Raw genomic sequence first — 13,037 nt, 5'->3', positions numbered from 1 at the left:
TCAGATCGCAGCCTGCCAACGGAAGCCAAGGCTCACGAGAACGCCCTGGCAACTGTCGAGAAATTGCTCTTAGGAATCAGCGATCGATGACCCCGTCGGCCTTATCGAGCGCAATGCTAAAAGGGCCGGCAAAAACCTCTGTGCAAAATCATACGGTACGGCTAAGGTTGGTCATCGTCGGCCACGACCCTATGGCGCCGATGACTGAGAGAGACGTGCGCTCCCGCCTCCAAGAGGAGAGCGCAGCCGTGCCCAGTCGCCCGCCCGTCTTGCTGATGTCGGAACCACGTTTTTATAGCGCTCGGTTGCTCGACCACGGCGGGAGGACCCTTCGCACTCGGGTCTTCTCTGCCATCAACGATCAGAAAGCGTCTGTCCTCGCACGTCATATGGTAGATGGACGGGAAGTCGAGTTGTGGGAAGGCCTGCGCTTCATCGAACGCTTCTTGCCGGTTGATTGAGGCTGGCGCTAGTCGAAGTTCGGCCTTCGATCCGGCATTTTGCGGAGGCTTTACTTCGTTTCGCTCAGAAGGGCACGGCTTCGGGCGACCTCAGCCCGCATTTCCAGAACCAGTCGAACCGAATGACGGACGTGCTCGGGATCTCGCGGGAGAACATGCTCCCTGTTTGGGCTAATAATCTTTGTCATCAACTTGGCATGACCAAGTAAAGGCGAGGGCTGCTGCCTTCTGGGCAGCGAGAGCCGGCTACAAGGATCAGTCTTATGGGACGGCTTTAGAAAAGCCGCACTCACTTGAGTTGCATTTTTCAAAACTTCCGTAGCCCTAACCGAAACGGCGGCAGATGAAATGCCGCCGTGCCAAGAATTTTCAAACTGACCCGCTGCCCTCTACGCCGAGGCCTTGCGCACTGTCCGAGAAGCGGGAGAGGGAGGGCAAGTAGCCATTCGCCGCATGCGTCATCCCGGTCGTAGCGACTCGGGTTGCTCTCCCCTATCCCGCGCCGATGTCATCCTCACCCGTTCGCGGTCGTGCCCTTGAAGCTCTCCGCTCCGTCGGCCTGTCCCCACGTGGCCTCCGGCTCTCGGCCTATCCCAAAGCCATGCCGGCGCTGATCGAACTCGGATACGTCGAGAAGCGTCAAGTCCGATGGGAAGGGGCGAAGGAAGGCGACATGGGGTTGTTCCTCACGCCATCCGGTAGCGATCTGCTGAACGTGCTGGGGCGTGGAGACTTTAGGGAACGCTGAAACAAGAGATGCGGTTGGCGAGCCCTAACGCGAGCCATCAGCCCAGGTGACGGACGAGCCTGGCGCAGCGCGCTCCATGGCGTTGAGCAGGTCAACGAGGTCTTCAGCTTCGTCCAGTGGCAGCTGTGTCTGGCGGACACCCTTCCAAAGCGCAGGCACTCCGGTTGCCACGTTGTAGACGGTCCAACCGTCCGGTTCAGGACGCATGTCGTACTCAATGACAACGCCATCATCTTCCATGGCCTAGCCCTCCGAGTCGGGAGGGCAGCATAGACCTGCGCTGGCGGTTGCCTACCCCTCCGCACCGGGCTTCGGCTTGCGCTCGCGAACTCAGCAAAAAGCCCCGCGTTAAAGTGAACCGCGTCGGGCCAAGACAGGAACCTCCATTTTCCTGGAAGTCTCACGTATGACCACGGGGGAGTGCAACAATCACCCGTAGGCCAGGGTGTCCATCCAATAGCGCGACACGGCCTCCGTGAAGATCTGCAACCGCTGCCACTAAGCTCAGGCCTAGGCCGTGCCCCGGACTCGTTCGGCTCCGTTCCAGCCTGTAGAAGCGGCGGAACACCTTTTGTATCTCCTGCGCGGGAATACCTGGGCCGTCGTCGCTGATCGAAGCGACCGCCATCTCACCCTGGACTTCAAGTTCAAGGCTAACGATGCTGCCCTCTTGCGTATGCTGCAATGCATTCTCGACAAGATTAACAAAGAGCTGAGAGAGTAGGTCTTGGTCGGCTTCGATCCAGACGCCCGGACAGATATGAGAATGTAGCAGGCGGCCAGTATCAGCCGCGGGAGCGGCATAGGCATCAGCCACGGTCTGTAGGAGTTCTGACAGGTCGACGGTGCGAAATTTTGATCGGAGTGAGGTCGCCTCGATTTGCGCGATGCGCAGCAGCGCGGAGAAGATGTCTAAGATCCTATCCGTCTCCTCGACAGATCGATCCACGGCCACTCTATAATGCTCTATCGTCATCGCACGACGGTTCGTTGCCTCAAGGCCCTGTCGCAAGCGTGAAAGTGGCGTGCGCAAATCGTGCGCGATGTCGGTCGAGACTTGGCGGAGATTGACCATGAGCCCGTCGATCCGATCCAGCATCCGGTTGAGGGTCGAAGCGAGGCGATCGAACTCATCCTCGGACCCAGTCCGCGTGATGCGCTGCGTGAGATCTCCCCCGACCACCGCCTCGGCGGTACGCGTGATGGCGTCGAGGCGACGCAGCAGGGCGCTGGAGAGCAGAATGCCTATGCCGAGCCCTAGCGCGCCGGCCGTCGCAAGCGCAGCCAGGAAGGCCCGCATCAGCACACGTTCAACATCTCGAACATCAACAAGGTCGTCGGCGACTACAACACGGCGCCCATCGTCCAGCTTGCGCATTGCGGTGCGGGGACCGACACCGTTCGACGTCCCGTCCCGCGCAGGGTCGCTCGCGTATGGTAGAAGCGATGCGTCTCCCAGGCCGACGCGGCCGTCGGGTCTCGATGACGGCATAGCGGGTGTGGACCATACGGTTGGCGAAGCGCCCCGCTAGCGCAGCCTCAAAGTCATGCCGCCCGCCTACCTTGAACTCGTCCAACAGGGCGGAAGCTTCGTTTTCGACACCCCGTTGCGCCTGCTGCTCCAGTGCGGTCGAAACTGTTAGGACGGTGATCGCCCCAATGATGCAGACCGAGACCATGAACGCGGAAGTGTACAGCAGTGCGAAGCGCGGCCCTATGCTTCGCAAGAGGTTACTAGGCGTCCGCATGCAGGATGTACCCTGCGCCGCGCACCGTCTCGATCGGGTCTGCATCAGCGTTCTTGTTGAGTTTGGCTCTCAGACGGCTCATGTGTGTCTCGACAATGTTCGTTCTCGGTTCGAAGTGGAAGCCCCAGACGTTCTCCAGCAGTTGCCGACGGGTCACTACCTGTCCTGCATTGCGCATCAGGAATTCAAGCAGCCTGAACTCTCGCGGCTGTAAATCTACGCTTTGTTCAGCGCGGCGCACGCGCCGCGCGACTAGATCAAGTTCGATACCTGCGACCCGAAGGACCGTCTCGACGCGGCCAAGCGGTGGGCGGCGCGCAAGCGCGTGCAAGCGGGCGAGCAGTTCGGCAAATGCGAAAGGCTTGACGAGGTAGTCGTCGCCTCCCGCTTCCAAGCCATCCACCCTATCGCTGATGCCGCCCATCGTTGTGAGGACCAAGACAGGTGTCTGAACGCCGGATCTGCGCAGCATCCGCACAAGTTCAAGACCGTCAAGGCCCGGCAGCATACGGTCGATGATCGCCACGTCGTAGGCCGCTTCACGGGCAAGCAGAAGCCCTGCAGGTCCGCTCACCGCCTGCTCAACTTCATGCCCGGCGTCCAAAAGGCTCGACACGAGCAACGCGAGGGTCACGGCGTCGTCCTCCACGGCTAATATCTTCATGCGGGTTCGGTCCTTCGGGCCGAGGTGGGCGGAGCATGTCAGCCAACCACATTGGGAAATCGTAATTTGACGTGTGGCGCGTGATCCCGCTTGCTCATCAACAGACGATTAGGCGGTTGATATTCGCAGAAGTCATGTGGCACTTGAAGATGCATATAGCCTAAAGCGAGCACTTATTTGCAAGATCTTGTCAGTATAAACGCTCCATCCGTTGGGGCGTTAAAAGCTATGCCTTGGCTGCATTTATCTGGGCGCCCAGCCTCGCCTGGTCGTTGGCCGCAAACTAGGAGGCGGATATTGGTCGCAAGCGACACTCGAATGGAATCGTCGCGCCAGGGGGGCGATGCCCGCGGGCTGGGTGTGGAGGGGGCCCCGGGCCGGGTGATGCCGGAAACCGTTCGCGCACATCTCGGGGCGGAACTCGCGGCCTTCTATGGCGCGATCCTCGCTGAGACTCCGCCGACAGCGCTGCTCGACCTGATCGCCCGACTGCAGGGCCGTCCGCCCGCTGCCGCGGCCTTCCGCACTGACCTGCTCGACGCCCTTCCCGGCGTTCGGGCCTTCGCATTATCACTTGCCGTCAACCAATCCGTTGCCGACGACCTCGTGCAGGAGACGCTGCTGAAGGCTTGGCAGAACCAGCATCGCTTTGAGCCCGGTAGCAATCTGATGGCCTGGCTCTGCACCATCCTGCGAAACCACTTCTACACGGAGTGTCGCAAGCGGAAGCGGGAGGTGGAGGACGCGGATGGAGCCATGGCCGCGCAGGTGGTCGCGCCAGCGTCGCAGGAGGCGAGCAGCGACCTCAAGCGTGTCTGGCAGCATCTCGGCAAGCTACCCCCATCCCAGCGGGAGGCCCTGATTCTCGTCGCTGCGCAGGGCATGACCTACGAGGCGGCGGCCGAACTCATCGGCTGTCAGGTCGGTACCATGAAGAGCCGTGTGAGCCGGGCGCGCACGTTCTTGGCGAACGTGCTTGGCTTAGACGACGATCGCAGCATAGCCTGATGGCCCGGATAAACGAAAAACCCGCCTCGGCGCGAGCCGGGCGGGCAAGGTTGATTTCCAGGGCCAGTCGCCCTGTAAGGACACGCTTCGCATGGGCCGCCCGAAATGAAAAGGCCCCGCCCAGCCGAAGCTGAACGAGGCCCTATCGTGCTATTGATGGGCCGTTAGATTATCCTTAAACGACGATTTCGGGCTTACTCGGAACCACCCTCACTCGATTTCAGCAATTCGTGTTGAGCCTTACGATCAGCCTTTCGAGCTTCGACCTTAGTCTCCCGACGGGCTGCAATACGCGCCTGGCGCTTTGCTTCGGCCTTTTCGGCTCGAACGGCCGCACTTGGTTCGCTCATTGGATAACTCCTGGTTTGACGCAGGACGGTGAGCCCTTTTGGGGCGCGCCGCCAAAATACTCGGCAGAAAGGAGAGATGCAAGGCGCGTGCTGCAGTGCAAGAAATGATCGCCGCAGCGAGAGCCGGGCGGGTGAGGTGCCCAGAGTTTCTCGAAATGGCGTACAATATCGGGTCATTTCAGGCGGCCAATCCGCAACAGTATTAGGTTCTACGGTTTCGCTTTAACTTCGGCGCTCACTTCAGCGATCGCCCTGTCGGTGTGCGTTTTAAGTATATTCTTAATATCTTCTGGAGTCGCCGCCCACGCGACTGCGGCAAGAAAAACAATCGCTGCGACTCCATACGCGAACGACTGCATCATACCTAACCAACCAAGCAATAATGGGACTAACGAAATAACCGTAGCCATAGGAACTGATTTTGTTAGGTACAGAAGCGAAACGAAACAGATCGTTGCCAGAGCAAGTGGCTTCACAAATCGCGCGATATTCTGCTCCATAACGTTTACCTCTCCGCTGGAGATGTCACGCGTATCCCGCGACTCGCCGCGCTGCAGCACGAAGCTGGGCAGTAAACTGAGTGCATTTTTATGAGGACGCAACCTTTTGATTGTTGCTATTTTGCAGACCACCCATGCCCAGGTGGAAGGGAATGCCCTCTGCTCGCTTTAAAACGGCGCCCCTTCTCCCCTGAACCAGATCACGGTCTCGTCCCGCGTCAACGGTCGCGGGTAACGATTGACGAGGTTGCAGGCGTAGGCCGGCACGGCGCGGTAACTTGCGTCACCGGTCTCGCAACAAGAAAACCCGCCGCGGCGCGAGCCGGGCGGGTGGAGTTTAATCAACGATGATCCCGAGGGTACGGGCCACCTATCGGGAGGCTGGGCTTGAACGGCCAACAAGTCGATGCGGCACAACCGCTTCTTTCGACAGGGATCACTCACGAAAAGACCCCGCACCAGCTTTCGCCCCGGGCGGGGTCAGTTGTTCAGACGAGCATCAGGGAGGACAAGCTCCCCTATGGCCACGCACGAAGCGTGCCGGGCTAGGCTCCGAAGGTGAACAGGTCGCTCGGACCCGTTTGAAGTTCGGCCATAGTCACGTCGTGCAGGATGATCTTGTTGGTGCCTTCGACGCCTACGAACGTGACGATGGTGTCCTGGCCCCCGTGGAACTCCTTGAGCGTCACGCCGGTGGCGCCCGCGATGTCGACCGTGATGTGATCGGTCGCGACATCGAAGCCGATGACGTTGTCGCGACCGAAACCGGTCTGGAAGTGGAAGGTGTCGGCGCCCGAGCCGGCCAGGAGCCTGTCGCCGCCGGTCCCGCCCTCAATCACATCACCCCCCTTCCCGGCCACGATGCGATCGGCGCCGGCCGTGCCGATGATCTCTACGCCATGACCCGCAGTGGATTGAGACGCGATCCTTGTTCCGGTGTCGACGGCGGACATATCAAGGCGCGTGTCGTTGCGGACGTAGACGGCCTCGATTTCCCTGAAGGTACTTTCGGTCAGGCTGACCGACCCACCTCCGGCAACGAACAGAAAATCCTTATCGCCGCCACCTGAGACGAACCCCGGAGTTTCCTCGATTACGAGCCGATCATTGCCGAGGTCACCGCTAAGGCTGTCGGCACCCGTGCCGCCGTAAAGGGTATCATTTCCCTCACGGCCATAAAGCTCGTCGCTGCCAGCTCCTCCATTCAGAATGTTGTTCCCGCTAGAACCAAGAATTGCATCGTCATATGAACTTCCAATCAGGTTATTGATGTTCGAGAACAAATCTTGCAAATCTCGCGCAAAAGACTGAGCGATGCCCACATCAAAATTGGCAATTATTCCGCGGTTGTCTAAACTTACATAGCTCTCGTAAGTAAGCGTGTTTAACCCCAACCCTCCGTCAATCGAGTTCAAGCCAAGGCCGCCTTCCAGCACATCGTTGCCGCCACCACCATTCAGGATGTCGTCACCTGAGCCAGCACGAAGGATGTCACCGAAGTTGCTGCCAACTAAAGTAACTAGACCAACATTATCAGATAAATCAATATTTACTGAATAAGATCCCCCAACTATGGTGCGCTCGTAAAGATCGCCTAATATCGGATCTTGGTCGAAACGATCGGCATCTGTAAAAAACGTTCCACCGTCTGATAGATTTCCTGTACTATTAATGATAAATTTATCCCCTCCTTGCGGTCCAAAAGCATGCGGATTATTTAGATTATTATGGTAAATTAGGCCATTCTGCGCTAGACGTACAATGTTATTTTCATCAAAGTCGCCGTTGTATGTAAAAGAAACTGACGCCATTGCCGATGCTCCATGGTAAGATTTTTGTAAGACTCATCGAGTCCGTACGAAACCTGCATGAACTTAGCTAGCGATTTAGCAAACAAACCATAATCAGCATTAAAAAAACGCCGCGTCAGCTTTCCCCGAGGGGGGCAAGGCGGTGTCTCACAGGACGACCGAGAGGCGCGGTAGCGCGTCGGCGTAGGTGAGGCTTGTCAACCAGCGCAACGTATATCCTTCGCGCTCCGGGTGAGGTTCTGGATCGCCTCGACCATCTCCCGGTGCTCTCGGTGCCGATCCTCTGCAAGACGCTGCTCGTGCTGGCGCCGCTCCTCCAGAAGTCGCCGCTCGTGCTCCCGGTGCTCCTCGGCTTCCTTCTTGCGGAAGGCCATTTCCGTCTCGCGCATGAGGGTGCAGCGGTCGTGCGAGGCTGACACACCACGCAGCCCATCGATGATATCTTTCAGGTCGTTCTGGCCCATGACCATGCCGGCGATCTGAGCAAGGCCATTCCCGCCCACGGTTGGGCGCTCAATGTGCGGCTTCTCCACCTTGGCCCGCATGTAGCCGATGACTGCGAGAAGAATGCCGCCCCCGCCGCCTGCCGCCAGAAGCGTGCTGAGGATATCGACCCACTGCTTGACGTCTTCAGGTGACATTGCGCGGCGCAGCTCCAGCGGACAGGGAACCGTTCTTGAACATATCGTAGCCGGTCGCGAGGACACACCAGCCCTCGAAGCAGAAACAGACCGGGTACCAGCCGAAACCCGCCGGTAGCCGCGTGTTGAAGGCGTATGCGCCGACCAACATGAGAAAGCCGATGGCGAGCCAGCACAGGCCGCCCGTCAAAGCACCGATGAACCGGATCACGGGGGTTCGCCGCCACCAGCCGTTGATGCCAAGCCCGACGGCGCGGAGGATTGCTACGACGACGGCGAGCATCCCCCAGCGGGTCTCCGTCATCACCTCGCCCATGATCCGATAGACCGGCATGTCGAAGTAGGCTTCGGGTCGCAGCATGCTCGCACCCCAGACCAGGAGCATGCAGGACAGCATCCACTCCAGAGGGCGCGTCATGTGCATTGAGGTTGGGGTGTGCGGGTTCATGGCTGCGCCTCCGATAGATGCCCTCACTTCGCGAACGGCAGGGTCGGCAGATCGCGGATCAAAGGCGACAGGGTGTTGGCATCGGTCACGGTCTCATCGAACTTGAAGACCCTGAACAAGCGCTCGGAGATGCCCTTTGCGCCGCCCGCCTCCTTCAACAGCCAGCTGGGGGTCGACCCCATGATGCGCTCCAGGGCGACCTTCAACACGGTGTAGCCGACATCGACTGACAGGCTTTTGTCGGCGGTAGCGCCTTCAACGGCATTGATCGCGTAATCGGCACCGGTCTTGAGCATGCGGTCGACACGTTGGGTCGTGAACCACATGGCGGCCCACCAGGGCAGACGGCCTGCTGCGTAGGTGATGGCCGCCATCAGCACGGGCGCCAGCACCTCCAGCGCCGTCTTAGAGAACTCGCCGAGCATGTTGCCCCACGGGATGACGAGGACGGTCGGTGAGGGCGTAGCACCCTGCGCGAACGCAACAGCGACGGCACAGGCGAACGCCAGCGCCGCGAGGAAGAAGCGGGTCATGGAATTTTCCTTAGGAGGGGAGCTTAGGAGGGGAGCTTCAGCCGCCGCGCAGGCGCTGGATGAAGGCCCAGATGGCCCGGCCCAACCATGCGGTGGGCGACGGGTTGTCGGGATAGCGAACCGGAGGAAAAGGCTGGGCGACCACGGCGGGCGCGGGCAGGGGTTTCGGTGTCAGCCCGGGGTCGGGCACCGCCGGCGGGATCACGACGGGGGCGGGCACGGCAGGCGCTACCGGCGGCACGTCGAGCGGCACCAGCGTGGAGAGCGGCGCACTGACCGGCTTCGCGTCGGTGCTCCGGGCCTTCGGTGCCGCCTTCGTGTAGGGCGTGAGGAACTGGTCACGCTCGGCCGTCCGGCGGGAGATCAGCTCCTTGTTCTTCGTCCACGACATGATCGCCGTGGCGCAGCCGGCGCGGTCGCCCGCGTTCAGGCGACGGAGGAAGGTCGAGCCGGTGAAGCCACCCACGCCGATGTTGAAGGCGATGGAGATCAGGGCGTCCCGCTCGTGGTCCGCGACCGGGGCTTTGATGGCCGACAGGATCGGCAGCGCGTGCGAGGCGAGATCCTCGAGGAAGAAGGCATCGGCCTGGGCCTGCGTGATGACCTGTCCGAGCTTCACACCCTTGATGTGGCCGTAGCCGATCGTCGGCACTCCGACGCTGTCGAGGTAGGCTTTCAGCCGCACGCCTTCCCGCGATTTAAGCGCGGCAAGGCCAAGCGGCGTCATAATGGCAGACGCGCCCATTTCAGTTCTCACAATGTGGGAGGAGTGCGCGGCAACCGGCCGGCTCGGGTGTGGTAGTGTTCGCGGATCAGGAACGGAGACCAGCGATGCTCTATGAAGGACGAGCGGCTGAGGTGGCGGCTCTGCTAGGAGGCACAGCCGTGGTTGCGGCGATGTCTTGCCTGCTCATACTCTGGCTTTTAGCGAAGCTTGCGCGTCGGTAGCTCCCTCCCGCCGGCCTTAGGGTCCGACTGGGGTGCGTGTTCAGGTCGTGAACGGCTTGCCCCAATAGGAGGCGGCCAGAACTTCTGATCCAGAGCCGGGCACAGCGTACAAAGTTCCTGCCGCCCCTGAGGTATGGCTATCTCTCGAATACATCTGGTCCCTGAGCAGATGGCTGTTCCGCTCCATCTCCGCCTTGTACTCAGGCGTATCACGCTCAGCCTTCTCACGCTCGTAGCGCTCATTCGACTCTTTCAGCCGTCGAATGCCATCTTCGCCTTTGTTGGGTTCATCAGCGAGAGAGAGGCGGCGGCGAACCATTTCCATCACAGCCGAGCCGAAGCTGGTCAGCAGTTCGCCGTGGCCACCGCAGGTTTCGCAGGCGGTATAGCCGATATGGCCTTGGCCGTAGCAGTTGTAGCAGCTTTCTTCCAAATTGATGTCGATATCGGACATGTCATTATCACCAATAAATTAGCAGTCGGCACATTCATCATTTGGCTTACGTCTGCGTGTACGCCCCGCTTTCCTTGAGAACCTCTACGGTTTCACCCGCCTCGTTCTCGACGGTGATCACGGAGGCGAGTCCCCACCGGCCGCTGTTGAGCCCGTAGTCGGCACGCGATGAGACGGGACGATCCCGGAGCACGACATGCATCCGCTTGCCGGCGTCCGTGATGCTCGCATTGGTGAACTCGGGATGGAGATCCTGGCTCTTGATCTCGTCCTCGGTCACCCGAGTCAGGCTGCTCGTATCGATGCTCATGATGCATCTCCCCGGTCAGCTTGTGCGGGCGCGTCGACCGGTGGCTTCAGGCCGTCCGCCTCACTCCACGTCCAGCCGACCTCGCCCTCGTCCGAGGCGATGATGGCGTGCCTGGTCGTGTCCGAGTGGATCGTCTCGTACTCCGGCGAGGCCGTGTCATTATCGAAGGTGATCTCGTAGGCGACCACATGCGGGATCTGGGTGACGTCTATGATGAGATGACGGGTCTGGGCCATGAACTGCGCCTTTCCTAGAACACTTCGACCTGTCGGATCAGGCGCCGGAACACGACGATGTTGATCCGCATCGCCTCGGTGACGGTGGGTTTCCAGAGCAGGCGCGGATACCGGGCGACGCGCTTCTGAATCACGGGAACCTCGAGAACCGCGTCATCGGCGTTGAGCCCCGCGAAGCTCTGCGAGGCGTCCACGAGGATCGTGCGGTTCGTGCTGTCGCCGCCGTAGAGATTGGCGCGCAGCGTGCTCGGCTGCTTCGTCGCGCCCCAGAACAGCACCGTGTCAATGACATAGGTGTCCTGGCCGTCCTGCGTCGCCATGCCGAGCTCGATCTCGTTCGTGGTCGAGCAGTCCACGCCCTCCACGGCCATGAGCACGCCGTCTGGCCGCTGCCAGATGGTGAGCGGGCCATCAACGCCATCATTGTTCTCGATGGTGATGCCGCCCCGGCCGTGAATCGGCATGCCCATGAGGAGCGGGTTGTCCTTGGTCCCGCCCAACTGGAACACGACGCCCCGGCCTGGGATGCTCGGCAGTCCGCCGCCGCCACCGGAGCCGGTGCTGAACCCTCCGCCGATGAAGCTCATATCTTCAATCCCAAGCTGGATGCGATCTCGGCAATCTTCGCATAAGGGACTTCCGTCACCGGGATCCCATCGCGGATTGCGATGTAGAAGGCGATTGCGGAGGCCTCGCCGATGCTCATCCAGGTCGGCTCCATGCGCAGCGAGCACATGACGATCTCGCTGACCGCCGGGCACCCGATTTCGAGCATGTTTCGGATGATGCCGGCCGGAGGCTTGATCGCGGCGAACGGCAGACCCCAGTACGAGCGACCGTCCTGTACGTCGTCGATCATGTCGCCGTCTTGCATGTAGCCGCCGCCGGGCAGCGTCGCATGGCATTTCGCGTGGCTGTCGGCGTGGTATCCGCCCTGCCCCATGGATTCGAGGACGAGGCCGCGCGCGGCTCGCCCGATGTTCTCGAACGTGATCTTTCCCGCGCACATCATCCGGTGGCTGGTCCGGACGTAGAGGTGCGAGGACCATCCACGCTGCCCGAACCATTCGGTGACGTTGTGGTTCGCCGGGAGGCCCCAGAGCGCCATGTTCGCCTTGAGCGCCGGGTTCACGCGGTTGGAAGTCTGCGCGAGGTAATACCAGCCGGCGGTGTAGTAGTAGTGCCACGCCCAGAACAGTCGACGCTGCGCCTTCGTCTTGCAGCGGATATACTCCATCGGCGAGCCCCACTGAGAGCCGCCGTTCGTCGTCATGCAGTACTGGTCTACGAACTGACCCGAAGAAATCTGCTCGATGTTGGTGTAGACGCTGCCGCGCTTCGCGATCCAATCCTCGAAGTCGGCCTCACGGAAAGGCAGGCCGTCGGGCCGGGTCGGTGCCTGGAAAGGCAGACGATCCGCCCGCTGCGAGAACGTCGAGCGCCAGTTGAACGCCATGTTACGGAGTTCACCGATACCGGGCGCCACGATGGTGTAGCCCTGGTTGCCCCGGATGATGTCGCCCTTGGGGTTCAGCAGGGCCGCCGGCTGGATGTTCCGATTGTTGCTGTAGGCGCCGGCCAGTTCCTCGTTGTAGGTCGCACGGTTCTCGGAGCGCCCGGCGGTGTAAGGCACGCGCGCCGAACGGCCGAGCTGGGCCTCGTAGGAGGCGGAGCAGAACTGCTTCGCCCGCACCTGCCGGCCGTCGGAGAAGGTGACGACGCTACCGATTTTGTTGGTCGGATCGATCTGGAAATCGACGATCTCGATATCCCAGAACGTCTGGATGCCGGCGAGCATCCGGTCTCGGGCGAAGCGGCCCCATTCCGGCAGGTAGCGCCGCGGCAGGTCGGCGTACTGCCGACCATACCCGCGAACCTCCGGCGTTGGAGGCGTGGTGGTGCTGTCCGCAGGCGACCCAACCACGGCGCCGTCCGCAATGGCGGCGGTCTCGCAGTCGATGAAGAACTGCCGGCCGACACCGGTCAACGTGTCGGTGCTGGCCCCGACCCCGACATAGTCAGGCAGACCGAGGCCGCCCGTCAGCAGGCCGCCTGGCCATTGCGCCTCGTCCCCCATGGCGACGGAGAGGCCGAACTTGCGCATGCGAGCGCCAACCGCGAGCCCGGCACCACCCGAGCCCATGACGAACACATCGACGTCTGCAACGATCGCCATG

General features: G+C 61.0%; 16 protein-coding genes. 2 read left to right on the top strand and 14 right to left on the bottom strand.

Annotated elements, in window-relative coordinates:
• Positions 1-1,062 precede the first annotated feature (1,062 nt).
• Positions 1,063-1,209: a hypothetical protein gene (locus ACYQML_RS18990; RefSeq protein ID WP_461233705.1), complete on the top strand. Its 147-nt coding sequence runs from the start codon at positions 1,063-1,065 to the stop codon at positions 1,207-1,209.
• Positions 1,210-1,233: 24 nt separating this feature from the next.
• Here ACYQML_RS18990 and ACYQML_RS18985 read toward each other — a convergent pair whose 3' ends face one another.
• From ACYQML_RS18985 to ACYQML_RS18975, 3 genes are all read right to left on the bottom strand, one after another.
• Positions 1,234-1,449 (bottom strand): hypothetical protein, encoded by a 216-nt coding sequence (locus tag ACYQML_RS18985; RefSeq protein ID WP_461233704.1) that lies wholly within the window; start codon positions 1,447-1,449, stop codon positions 1,234-1,236.
• A 160-nt stretch (positions 1,450-1,609) separates the two neighbouring features.
• Complete coding sequence (locus tag ACYQML_RS18980) at positions 1,610-2,587, bottom strand: HAMP domain-containing sensor histidine kinase (protein ID WP_461233703.1); 978 nt, start codon at positions 2,585-2,587, stop codon at positions 1,610-1,612.
• A gap of 356 nt (positions 2,588-2,943) precedes the next feature.
• Entirely contained in the window at positions 2,944-3,621 is a 678-nt protein-coding gene (locus ACYQML_RS18975; protein WP_461233702.1) for a response regulator transcription factor, read from the bottom strand.
• 318 nt (positions 3,622-3,939) lie between these two features.
• On the opposite strand from ACYQML_RS18975, the gene ACYQML_RS18970 reads away from it, so the two are divergent.
• Positions 3,940-4,629 carry a sigma-70 family RNA polymerase sigma factor gene (locus ACYQML_RS18970; protein ID WP_461233701.1) on the top strand — a complete coding sequence of 230 codons (690 nt, stop codon included), beginning with the start codon at positions 3,940-3,942 and terminating at the stop codon, positions 4,627-4,629.
• A 559-nt stretch (positions 4,630-5,188) separates the two neighbouring features.
• Here the strand turns inward: ACYQML_RS18970 and ACYQML_RS18965 are convergent.
• The 11 genes from ACYQML_RS18965 to ACYQML_RS18915 all read right to left on the bottom strand — a co-directional run bounded on the left by ACYQML_RS18965 (position 5,189) and on the right by ACYQML_RS18915 (position 13,036).
• The gene (locus tag ACYQML_RS18965) at positions 5,189-5,479 is read right to left on the bottom strand and encodes a hypothetical protein (protein WP_461233700.1); all 291 of its coding nucleotides are present in this window, start codon (positions 5,477-5,479) and stop codon (positions 5,189-5,191) included.
• Between the two features lie 545 nt (positions 5,480-6,024).
• Positions 6,025-7,290, bottom strand: a complete 1,266-nt coding sequence (locus ACYQML_RS18960; protein ID WP_461233699.1) for a calcium-binding protein — start codon at positions 7,288-7,290, stop codon at positions 6,025-6,027.
• Between the two features lie 197 nt (positions 7,291-7,487).
• Positions 7,488-7,931, bottom strand: a complete 444-nt coding sequence (locus ACYQML_RS18955; protein ID WP_461233698.1) for a hypothetical protein — start codon at positions 7,929-7,931, stop codon at positions 7,488-7,490.
• Complete coding sequence (locus ACYQML_RS18950; protein ID WP_461233697.1) at positions 7,921-8,349, bottom strand: hypothetical protein; 429 nt, start codon at positions 8,347-8,349, stop codon at positions 7,921-7,923. The genes ACYQML_RS18955 and ACYQML_RS18950 overlap by 11 nt, the downstream gene beginning before the upstream one ends.
• A 53-nt stretch (positions 8,350-8,402) precedes the next feature.
• Entirely contained in the window at positions 8,403-8,912 is a 510-nt protein-coding gene (locus ACYQML_RS18945; RefSeq protein ID WP_461233696.1) for a hypothetical protein, read from the bottom strand.
• A 37-nt stretch (positions 8,913-8,949) separates the two neighbouring features.
• Positions 8,950-9,657, bottom strand: a complete 708-nt coding sequence (locus ACYQML_RS18940) for a lysozyme (RefSeq protein ID WP_461233695.1) — start codon at positions 9,655-9,657, stop codon at positions 8,950-8,952.
• Positions 9,658-9,900: 243 nt separating this feature from the next.
• Complete coding sequence (locus ACYQML_RS18935; protein ID WP_461233694.1) at positions 9,901-10,314, bottom strand: hypothetical protein; 414 nt, start codon at positions 10,312-10,314, stop codon at positions 9,901-9,903.
• 46 nt (positions 10,315-10,360) lie between these two features.
• Positions 10,361-10,624, bottom strand: a complete 264-nt coding sequence (locus ACYQML_RS18930) for a hypothetical protein (protein WP_461233693.1) — start codon at positions 10,622-10,624, stop codon at positions 10,361-10,363.
• Entirely contained in the window at positions 10,621-10,860 is a 240-nt protein-coding gene (locus ACYQML_RS18925; RefSeq protein ID WP_461233692.1) for a hypothetical protein, read from the bottom strand. Before ACYQML_RS18925 ends, ACYQML_RS18930 begins: the two co-directional genes overlap by 4 nt.
• 14 nt (positions 10,861-10,874) lie before the next feature.
• Positions 10,875-11,447 (bottom strand): hypothetical protein, encoded by a 573-nt coding sequence (locus ACYQML_RS18920; protein WP_461233691.1) that lies wholly within the window; start codon positions 11,445-11,447, stop codon positions 10,875-10,877.
• On the bottom strand, positions 11,444-13,036 hold the full coding sequence (locus tag ACYQML_RS18915; RefSeq protein ID WP_461233690.1) for an FAD-dependent oxidoreductase: 1,593 nt from the start codon (positions 13,034-13,036) through the stop codon (positions 11,444-11,446). The genes ACYQML_RS18920 and ACYQML_RS18915 overlap by 4 nt, the downstream gene beginning before the upstream one ends.
• Between the last annotated feature and the right edge of the window lies 1 nt (position 13,037).

This window comes from Methylobacterium sp. CM6244 (assembly GCF_054817885.1).
This window is presented reverse-complemented; position numbering and strand designations above follow the sequence as displayed.

What these genes read in the sequence shown, in the direction of transcription:
- ACYQML_RS18990 (WP_461233705.1), top strand. Translation starts at nt 1,063, where the DNA reads ATGCCGGCGCTGATCGAACTCGGATACGTCGAGAAGCGTCAAGTCCGA.
- ACYQML_RS18985 (WP_461233704.1), bottom strand. Translation starts at nt 1,449, where the DNA reads ATGGAAGATGATGGCGTTGTCATTGAGTACGACATGCGTCCTGAACCG.
- ACYQML_RS18980 (WP_461233703.1), bottom strand. Translation starts at nt 2,587, where the DNA reads ATGCGCAAGCTGGACGATGGGCGCCGTGTTGTAGTCGCCGACGACCTT.
- ACYQML_RS18975 (WP_461233702.1), bottom strand. Translation starts at nt 3,621, where the DNA reads ATGAAGATATTAGCCGTGGAGGACGACGCCGTGACCCTCGCGTTGCTC.
- ACYQML_RS18970 (WP_461233701.1), top strand. Translation starts at nt 3,940, where the DNA reads ATGGAATCGTCGCGCCAGGGGGGCGATGCCCGCGGGCTGGGTGTGGAG.
- ACYQML_RS18965 (WP_461233700.1), bottom strand. Translation starts at nt 5,479, where the DNA reads ATGGAGCAGAATATCGCGCGATTTGTGAAGCCACTTGCTCTGGCAACG.
- ACYQML_RS18960 (WP_461233699.1), bottom strand. Translation starts at nt 7,290, where the DNA reads ATGGCGTCAGTTTCTTTTACATACAACGGCGACTTTGATGAAAATAAC.
- ACYQML_RS18955 (WP_461233698.1), bottom strand. Translation starts at nt 7,931, where the DNA reads ATGTCACCTGAAGACGTCAAGCAGTGGGTCGATATCCTCAGCACGCTT.
- ACYQML_RS18950 (WP_461233697.1), bottom strand. Translation starts at nt 8,349, where the DNA reads ATGACGCGCCCTCTGGAGTGGATGCTGTCCTGCATGCTCCTGGTCTGG.
- ACYQML_RS18945 (WP_461233696.1), bottom strand. Translation starts at nt 8,912, where the DNA reads ATGACCCGCTTCTTCCTCGCGGCGCTGGCGTTCGCCTGTGCCGTCGCT.
- ACYQML_RS18940 (WP_461233695.1), bottom strand. Translation starts at nt 9,657, where the DNA reads ATGGGCGCGTCTGCCATTATGACGCCGCTTGGCCTTGCCGCGCTTAAA.
- ACYQML_RS18935 (WP_461233694.1), bottom strand. Translation starts at nt 10,314, where the DNA reads ATGTCCGATATCGACATCAATTTGGAAGAAAGCTGCTACAACTGCTAC.
- ACYQML_RS18930 (WP_461233693.1), bottom strand. Translation starts at nt 10,624, where the DNA reads ATGAGCATCGATACGAGCAGCCTGACTCGGGTGACCGAGGACGAGATC.
- ACYQML_RS18925 (WP_461233692.1), bottom strand. Translation starts at nt 10,860, where the DNA reads ATGGCCCAGACCCGTCATCTCATCATAGACGTCACCCAGATCCCGCAT.
- ACYQML_RS18920 (WP_461233691.1), bottom strand. Translation starts at nt 11,447, where the DNA reads ATGAGCTTCATCGGCGGAGGGTTCAGCACCGGCTCCGGTGGCGGCGGC.
- ACYQML_RS18915 (WP_461233690.1), bottom strand. Translation starts at nt 13,036, where the DNA reads ATGGCGATCGTTGCAGACGTCGATGTGTTCGTCATGGGCTCGGGTGGT.